The organism is Oerskovia sp. NPDC060287 (assembly GCF_042726775.1).
Taxonomy (GTDB): domain Bacteria; phylum Actinomycetota; class Actinomycetes; order Actinomycetales; family Cellulomonadaceae; genus Oerskovia; species Oerskovia merdavium.
The window spans coordinates 1-7,152 of record NZ_JBHXBO010000212.1 but is presented as its reverse complement, the minus strand read 5'-3'; the positions used below and the strand labels follow the sequence as shown (position 1 = coordinate 7,152).

Annotated in this window: 9 protein-coding genes; 7 read left to right on the top strand and 2 right to left on the bottom strand. The window is 70.8% G+C overall.

Translation table 11 applies throughout. The annotated features are described in order from the left end of the window. A partial coding sequence (locus ACFWFR_RS15680) for an NAD(P)-binding protein (protein WP_377623577.1) occupies positions 1–126 on the bottom strand: 126 nt, incomplete at its 3' end. Between the two features lie 184 nt (positions 127–310). Further along, positions 311–1,075: a hypothetical protein gene (locus tag ACFWFR_RS15675; protein WP_377623576.1), complete on the bottom strand. Its 765-nt coding sequence runs from the start codon at positions 1,073–1,075 to the stop codon at positions 311–313. Between the two features lie 241 nt (positions 1,076–1,316). On the opposite strand from ACFWFR_RS15675, the gene ACFWFR_RS15670 reads away from it, so the two are divergent. The 7 genes from ACFWFR_RS15670 to ACFWFR_RS15640 all read left to right on the top strand — a co-directional run bounded on the left by ACFWFR_RS15670 (position 1,317) and on the right by ACFWFR_RS15640 (position 7,067). Next, entirely contained in the window at positions 1,317–1,874 is a 558-nt protein-coding gene (locus tag ACFWFR_RS15670; RefSeq protein ID WP_377623575.1) for a hypothetical protein, read from the top strand. Further along, positions 1,871–2,221, top strand: a complete 351-nt coding sequence (locus tag ACFWFR_RS15665) for a transcriptional regulator (RefSeq protein WP_377623574.1) — start codon at positions 1,871–1,873, stop codon at positions 2,219–2,221. The genes ACFWFR_RS15670 and ACFWFR_RS15665 overlap by 4 nt, the downstream gene beginning before the upstream one ends. Before the next feature lie 21 nt (positions 2,222–2,242). Then, entirely contained in the window at positions 2,243–2,566 is a 324-nt protein-coding gene (locus ACFWFR_RS15660) for a hypothetical protein (protein WP_377623573.1), read from the top strand. 377 nt (positions 2,567–2,943) lie between these two features. Further along, the gene (locus ACFWFR_RS15655) at positions 2,944–3,906 is read left to right on the top strand and encodes a carbohydrate ABC transporter permease (RefSeq protein WP_191805683.1); all 963 of its coding nucleotides are present in this window, start codon (positions 2,944–2,946) and stop codon (positions 3,904–3,906) included. Then, complete coding sequence (locus tag ACFWFR_RS15650; protein WP_191805682.1) at positions 3,903–4,898, top strand: carbohydrate ABC transporter permease; 996 nt, start codon at positions 3,903–3,905, stop codon at positions 4,896–4,898. The genes ACFWFR_RS15655 and ACFWFR_RS15650 overlap by 4 nt, the downstream gene beginning before the upstream one ends. Before the next feature lie 67 nt (positions 4,899–4,965). Continuing rightward, complete coding sequence (locus ACFWFR_RS15645; RefSeq protein WP_318244665.1) at positions 4,966–6,333, top strand: ABC transporter substrate-binding protein; 1,368 nt, start codon at positions 4,966–4,968, stop codon at positions 6,331–6,333. Then, entirely contained in the window at positions 6,330–7,067 is a 738-nt protein-coding gene (locus ACFWFR_RS15640) for a glycerophosphodiester phosphodiesterase (RefSeq protein ID WP_191805681.1), read from the top strand. The genes ACFWFR_RS15645 and ACFWFR_RS15640 overlap by 4 nt, the downstream gene beginning before the upstream one ends. The last annotated feature ends 85 nt before the right edge of the window (positions 7,068–7,152 follow it).

Genomic DNA, 7,152 nt, shown 5'->3' with positions numbered 1-7,152 from the left:
CGCAGGCAACCGCTCGAACAGATCGATACTCACCTCGACATCCGTCTTCGACAGAATGTCCGCCGCATAGATACCAGCAGGACCAGCGCCGACGACAGCGACGCGCAAAGGACGGGAGCTGCTCACAGGAAAGAACGCCTTCCGATCGAGGAGGGAGAGCGCGGACCGGGCCGGGGTCGGCAGCCGCACGCTTCGACGGTACGTCCTCAACCAGGGTTGAGGTCAAGGTGCGCCGTGGAGGCGACGGGGAGGTCTCGGACGTCCGAGCGGCGCGGCTGGTGATCATCTGCTCCGGCCCCGGGGCGGCCGCTCAGACCTCGTAGCCCTCGACGAAACCCTGGATCTCCCGGCGCAGGACGTCCTCGCTCAACGGTTCCCGGGTCGAGGTGCCGAGAGAGAACCCGTAGCCCTCGATCGGCCCGTTCTCCCAGCGGAAGTCGTAGCTCCCGGGGTCGTGGGGCCGGTCGCTGACCGTGAACACCTGCCCGTCGACCGTCAGGTGCCAGGTGCGTGGTGCCGCGCGGGGGGATCGAGGACCCTGGCCCTGCAGCCGCTCGATCCGGAACCTCAGGATCGCCTCCATCGCCGCCGGGTCTTCCCACGTCCGGGTGCCGACGAGCAGCCGGTGCGGACCGATGTCCCGGTGCCACGCTCCGTCCACCGGCACGAGCTCGACGTCGTAGACCACGGGGACGCCCGGGTCGCCGACCGGTGACGGGACGAAGCCAGGGGCGAGGTCGTCCTCCGAGAGGAAGAGGTTCGGTCGCACGTTCCCGGCATCCCACGCCCGCGCCTCGTCCACGACGGCGTCGAACACCGTGGCAAGCCGCTCCGAGGCCGGTCGGACGACACGGCCCGCGGGCGCTTCGGCCAGGCGCTCCCACCACGCGCGCCACTCGGCCGCGAGCGCCGCGGCCTCGTCGTCGGGCACAGCCCGGGCCTCGACGCCGGGCGCGAGCGCCGGGACGTCGCTCGCCACGGGGAGCGCGAGGCGGTCACGGACGAACAGCGCGACCGTGAACCCCGTGCCGGGGGTCACGCTGATGTTCCGCAGGTCCTGCGGTGCGTACGTCATGGCTCACCTCGTCGTCGGGCTGGTGCCTACCGGCTTCCTCGGTGCTCGTCCCTGCCCCACAGCGGAGCAGCACCCCTCGGGCAGGGCCGACGTTCTCGCAAGCGTCCCACAGGCACCGAACACCGTCCGTCTGCACGTGGACCTCCGACGAGAGCCGGCAGCACCGGTGTCCACCGCAGCCGTGGCGTGCGACGGGCGCGCGGGTCTTGATCCGACTTTCTCTGTCTGACAGAGTCAACCGATGGCAACAGCAACGGAGTACGTCGACGCGATCCGCACCCAGCAGCGGGCGGCGCGCCACGCGACGTCATTGCCGCTCCTCGTCAACGGGTTGGCCATGGTCTATCTGACGTACCTCGAGGCGGCCGTGTTCGGGATGGGCGACCAGGTCCTCGTTCCGGCGCTCACCTACGGGGTGCTGCTGGCGGTCATGCTGGTCCAGCGGCAGCTCATCGGCATCGGGGTCGGCAACGACGGGTACGGCGTCCTCGCCCTGGCGTTGCTGGCGTTGCTCTTCGTACCGTTCGGGCTCGCTGCCGTCTTCTTCGTCGGCTCGGCGTTCTTCCTGGGCGTGGGGCTCGGAGTGCTCGGCTGGCGGGCCCGTTCTGCGTGGTTGTGGGTTCCCGGTCTGGTGCTCATGGCTGTCAGCCCGCTGGTCTCGCTCGGCACCCTCGACAACCACGCGGCCTTCCTGGGTGGAGGCGTGGGCGGGATGGTCGTCTGCACCGTCGGGCTCCTGGGCCTGGGTGTCGCTGCGTTCGTCCGGGAGCGACGTCTCGCACAGGTGGTGCCGGCATGAGCACCACGCCCGATCCGCATCCGCTCTCCCAGCTCGACGAGACCGTCCACCAACGAGCAAGACTGGGGATCCTCGCGATCCTCGCCGAGACACGTGATGCCGACTTCACCCACCTCAAGCGCGCGCTCCGGCTCACCGACGGTGACCTGGGCAGACATCTCGACGTCCTCGTGACCAGCGGCTACGTCGAGCTCCGCAAGGCCAGCGACGGGCGGCGCTCGCGCACCTGGGCACGGATCACCCCGCGCGGCAGGCAAGCCCTGCTCGTCGAGGTGGAGCTGCTCCGTGGCCTGCTCGCCAACCTGCCGACCGCGGTGCCCCCAGCGACGGGTGACGAAGCACCGTGACCAGAGAGGGAGGACACCGTGGTGCGTCCTGAGAAGAACGATCGACGGGACGGCGACGCCGACGGCTGGTCGCGCGCCGTGGCCCTGCTGCTCGGTGCGGTGGGCGTCTCCCAGCTCATCGCCTGGGCGAACCGCTGGTACGTCGTCGACCAGTTCGCTCGAATGACGGGGACCGACGAGGTCGTCCCACGAGATGTCTACGAGCGGATGGCGACGGTGCACACCACGCTCCTCGCCGCGGTCGTCCTGCTTCTCCTGGCATTCGTGGTCGCCCGAGCGGGCGCGCGACGTGCCCACCGGTCGTCGACGCCGCAGACTCCGGGCAGCGATGCCGGCGGTCGTTGATCGCGAGAGACGTGACGCAGGGGTGCGCCGGCCCTGTGGCCTCGGGCTGGCACAGGTCGCCTGACGAGCAGGTTCGCTGAGCGGGATCCGCGTTCGCCGAGCGGGACCTGCTCCTGCCCAGCGAACACTCCCCGACAAGAGTTCCCGGTCCAGCCACGCGCGAGCCTCGCCGCAGCCGCGAGCCGCGAGCCACCCCGCGCGGGCCTCGCCCCGAGCAGCTCGCAGGTAGCCACCACGGGTTCCCGATGACGCCTCGTCGAGGTGCCGGTGAACGCCCCGGGAACGTTCGGGGAACGGAGCCGCTGAGGCCACTTCTCGGACACTTCGCCCTCCTAGGGTGACGGGCGTTCACCCGCTCGTGACTGGAGCCCCACCCCATGACCTCCGTGTCAGCCCCCGCACGCCCCGCACCACCGGACCGCCGGCCGACGATCCCTGGACGGCGCCGCCCCTCCCGCCCGACCCCACGGGCCGTCCGTACCTGGCTCGCGTTCCTGCTGCTCGCCGGGCCCAACGTGGCCCTGCTGCTCGTGTTCGTGTACCGCCCGCTCCTGCAGAGCTTCTACTACTCGACCCTGCAGTGGAACATGGGCTCCCCGACGGCCCGCTCGGTCGGCCTCGGCAACTACGTCGAGTGGTTCCAGGACCCGACGACGGCCGACGTCATGGCCACGACGGGCATCTTCACGGTCGCGACCGTGGGCGGCTCGCTCGTCCTCGGCCTGGGGCTCGCCCTCCTGCTGAACCGCCGCCTCAAGGGTCGCGGGTTCGCCCGGACCGTGGCGTTCGCGCCGTACGTCCTGTCCGGCGTCGCGGTCGGCATGCTGTGGCTGTTCATCTTCGACCCGCGCTACGGCCTGCTCTCGGCCGGGCTCCGGGCGATCGGCCTGCAGTCCCCCGACTGGTACACGACCTCGCCGTGGGCCCTGATCATGATCATCGTCGTCTACCTGTGGAAGAACGTCGGGTACGTCGCCCTCATCTACCTGGCCGGTCTCCAGGCCGTCCCGCTCGAGCTCAAGCAGGCTGCGGCCCTCGACGGCGCGTCCTCGGCCCGTACGTTCCGCTCGATCGTGCTGCCCCTCCTGGCGCCCACGACCTTCTTCCTCACGGTCACGACGCTGCTCAGCTCGCTGCAGTCGTTCGACATCATCCAGGCCATGACGAAGGGCGGGCCGCTCGGCTCGACCACGACCCTCATGTACCAGATCTACGAGGAGGGCTTCGTGACCGGCCGGGCCGGCTACGCGTCGGCCGTCGCCACGATCCTCTTCCTCCTGCTGCTGGTCGTCACGGTCGTCCAGCTGCGCTTCGTCGAGAAGAAGGTGCACTACGCATGAGCGTCCAGAACCCGGTGCGAGAGTCCCCGGTCCCCGCAGCGCCCCAGACCCCGACCGCAGCCTCGGGCGCGTCCAGCGCACAGCACCCCGGATCACCCGTGGACGCACCACCGGCCCCCAGCGGTGCCGGGCACCGCCCGACCGGCGGCCGACCCACGCAGCGCACGCGCCGTCGTCGGCCCCTGCACCTGGGCGCGTACGCGACCCTCCTGGTCGCGACCGTCGTCATGGCGCTGCCGCTCGTGTGGATGGTGCTCGCGAGCTTCAAGCGCCCCGACGAGCTGTACTCGATCCCGCTCCAGTGGCTCCCGCAGAACCTCGACCTCGCCAACTATGTCCAGACGACGCAGAGCATCCCCGTCGGGCAGCTGTTCCTCAACAGCGTGGGCCTGACGGTCGTGGGCTCGACGCTCAAGCTCCTGCTGGGCCTGTGCTGCGCCTACGCGCTCGTGTTCCTGGACTTCCCGTTCAAGCGGGCCGTGTTCGTCCTCGTCCTGTTCACGCTGCTCATCCCGCAGCAGATCACGATCATCCCCAACTACACGCTCGTCGCCCAACTCGGGTGGCTCAACACCTACCAGGGCATCCTCGTGCCGGGCCTGGCGAGCGCGTTCGGGACCTTCCTGTTCCGTCAGCACTTCCTGTCGCTGCCGATCTCGATCCTCGAGGCCGCCGAGCTCGACGGCGCAGGCCACTGGCGCAAGCTGTGGCGGTTCGTCGTGCCGCTGTCCTACCCCACGATCGCGGCGGTCGCGCTCGTGTCCGTGGTCGCGGAGTGGAACGACTACCTGTGGCCGTTCCTCGTGACCGACGACGCCGAGAAGATGACGCTCCCCGTGGGCCTCACGCTCCTGCAGAGCGTCGACGGCATGAACAACTGGGGCGTCCTCATGGCCGCGACCGTGCTCGTGACGCTCCCGATCCTCGTCGTCTTCCTCTTCCTCCAGCGCCGGCTCGTCGCCGGGCTCACCGCCGGAGCCGTGACCGGCTGACACGCCGGTCCACCCCGTCCCCCCGGCGCCTGCCGGGTCGCTGTTCCCCACCCCAAGGAGCATCACCGTGAACCAGCCCCTGCCCGCCCTGTGGACCCCGTCGCGTCGCGACGTGCTGCGCCTCGGCGGCCTCGGAGCCCTCGCTCTCTCCCTCGCCGCGTGCGCGGGACCGACCGTCGGCGGCGGCACGTCCGCCCCGTCCGCCTCCGCGGGCACCGACTGGTCCAAGATCAAGCCCGCCTCGCAGATCACCTGGTGGAGCAACCACCCCGGCGCCTCCAAGGCGATCGAGGAGGAGCTCATCCGCCGGTTCAACGCCAAGCACCCCGACATCGCGGTCAAGCTCGTGACCGCAGGAGCCGGGTACGACGAGGTCGCGCAGCGCTTCCAGGCCGCGTCGTCGTCGAACAACCTGCCCGACCTCGTCATCGCGAGCGACGTCTGGTGGTTCCGCTACTACCTCAACGGCCAGGTCATGCCGCTCGACGACGTGTTCGCGCACCTCGACGTCGACGTCGCCGACTACAACCCGACGCTGTACGGCGACTACGAGTACGAGTCCTCGCACTGGGCCGTGCCGTACGCGCGCTCCACGCCGCTCTTCTACTACAACAAGGCCATGTGGGCCGCCGCCGGCCTGCCCGACCGCGGCCCCGAGACCTGGGCCGAGCTCGCCGAGTGGGCCCCCGCACTGCGCGGGCAGGTCCCCGGCGACGGCGCCCCCCTGGGCCTCGCGACCGGCACGTCCTGGGCCGCGTGGTGGTTCGAGAACATGCTGTGGGGCCAGGGCGGCCAGTACAGCGACAAGTTCACGGTCACGCTCGACACCCCGCAGGCCCTGGCCGCGGGCGACTTCCTGCACGACCTGTTCCACGGGTCCAAGGTCGCGGGCGTCGGCACCGACGCCGGGGCGGACTTCGCCGCAGGCATCTTCGCGTCGACGATCGGGTCCACGGGCAGCCTCACGGGCCTGCTCGAGGCCGCGCCGTTCGAGCTCGGCACTGCTTACCTGCCCGACGGCCCCAGCGGCTCCGGGACCCCCACGGGAGGCACCGGCCTCGCCATCCCGGCCTCGCGCTCGCCCGAGCAGCAGCTCGCCGCCGCGATGTTCCTGGCCTTCCTCACCGACCCGGAGAACACCGCATACTTCTCCCAGAACACCGGGTACATGCCGGTGCGCACGTCCGCGGTCGAGGGAGAGACCATGAGCAGCATCTACGCGGCCACGCCGCAGTTCCGCACGGCCGTCGACCAGCTCGCCGAGAAGTCGCGCTCGCAGGACTGGGTCCGGGTCTTCGTACCCTCGGGCGACCAGATCCTCACGGACGGGATCGAGCAGATCGTGCTCAAGGGCACGCCCGCGGCCGAGGCGTTCGCGTCGATCACGCCGCGCCTCGAGAAGGCCTACCAGGAGAACGTGGAGCCCTACCTGTGACGGGCCCGTTCCAGGTCGTCGCGCACCGGGGCAACTCGTCGGTCGCCCCGCAGAACACGCTCGCGGCGTTCGAGGCCGCGTGGCGTGCGGGAGCCGACAGCATCGAGCTCGACGTCCAGCTCACCGCCGACGGCGAGGTCGTCGTGATCCACGACGACACCCTCGACGCCACGACCGACGGCAGCGGGCGCCTCGACGCGCTGCCGCTCGCGGACGTCCGGGCGGTCGACGCGGGCTCGTGGTTCGCCCCTGCGTACGCGGGGCAGCGGGTCCCGACCTTCGCGGAGGTCGTGGACTTCCTCGTGACGCACCCGGGCATCGACCTCCTCCTGGAGGTCAAAGGCGACTGGGGGCCCGACGACGTCCGCAAGGTCACCGAGCCCGTCCTGCGCGCCGGGCTCACCGACCGCGTGATCGGGCAGAGCTTCTGGCCCTCGACCGTCGCCTCGCTGCAGAAGGTCGCCCCTGACCTGCGCCGCGGGCTGCTCGTCGCGGAGACCTCCGAGGACCTCCTCGCGGTCTGCGCAGAGCTGGGGGTCATGACCTGCAACCCTGCGGGGACGGTGCTGCTCGCGCAGCCCGGGCTCGTCGCCGAGCTGCACGACGCCGGGCTCGAGGTCATGGTCTGGACCCTGAACGAGCCCGAGCAGTGGGCGCTGGCCCTCGAGATCGGCGTCGACGCGGTCATCACCGACCGCCCCGACCGGCTGCGCGGGTGGCTCGCGGGACGCTGACGAGCTGCCGCTCAGCAGCCGGGCTCCGCACTCCGGGCTCCTGCCGAGAAGTGAGTAGATGCCCCTGGATCACCTGATCTGGGGC

What these genes read in the sequence shown, in the direction of transcription:
- ACFWFR_RS15675 (WP_377623576.1), bottom strand. Translation starts at nt 1,075, where the DNA reads ATGACGTACGCACCGCAGGACCTGCGGAACATCAGCGTGACCCCCGGC.
- ACFWFR_RS15670 (WP_377623575.1), top strand. Translation starts at nt 1,317, where the DNA reads ATGGCAACAGCAACGGAGTACGTCGACGCGATCCGCACCCAGCAGCGG.
- ACFWFR_RS15665 (WP_377623574.1), top strand. Translation starts at nt 1,871, where the DNA reads ATGAGCACCACGCCCGATCCGCATCCGCTCTCCCAGCTCGACGAGACC.
- ACFWFR_RS15655 (WP_191805683.1), top strand. Translation starts at nt 2,944, where the DNA reads ATGACCTCCGTGTCAGCCCCCGCACGCCCCGCACCACCGGACCGCCGG.
- ACFWFR_RS15650 (WP_191805682.1), top strand. Translation starts at nt 3,903, where the DNA reads ATGAGCGTCCAGAACCCGGTGCGAGAGTCCCCGGTCCCCGCAGCGCCC.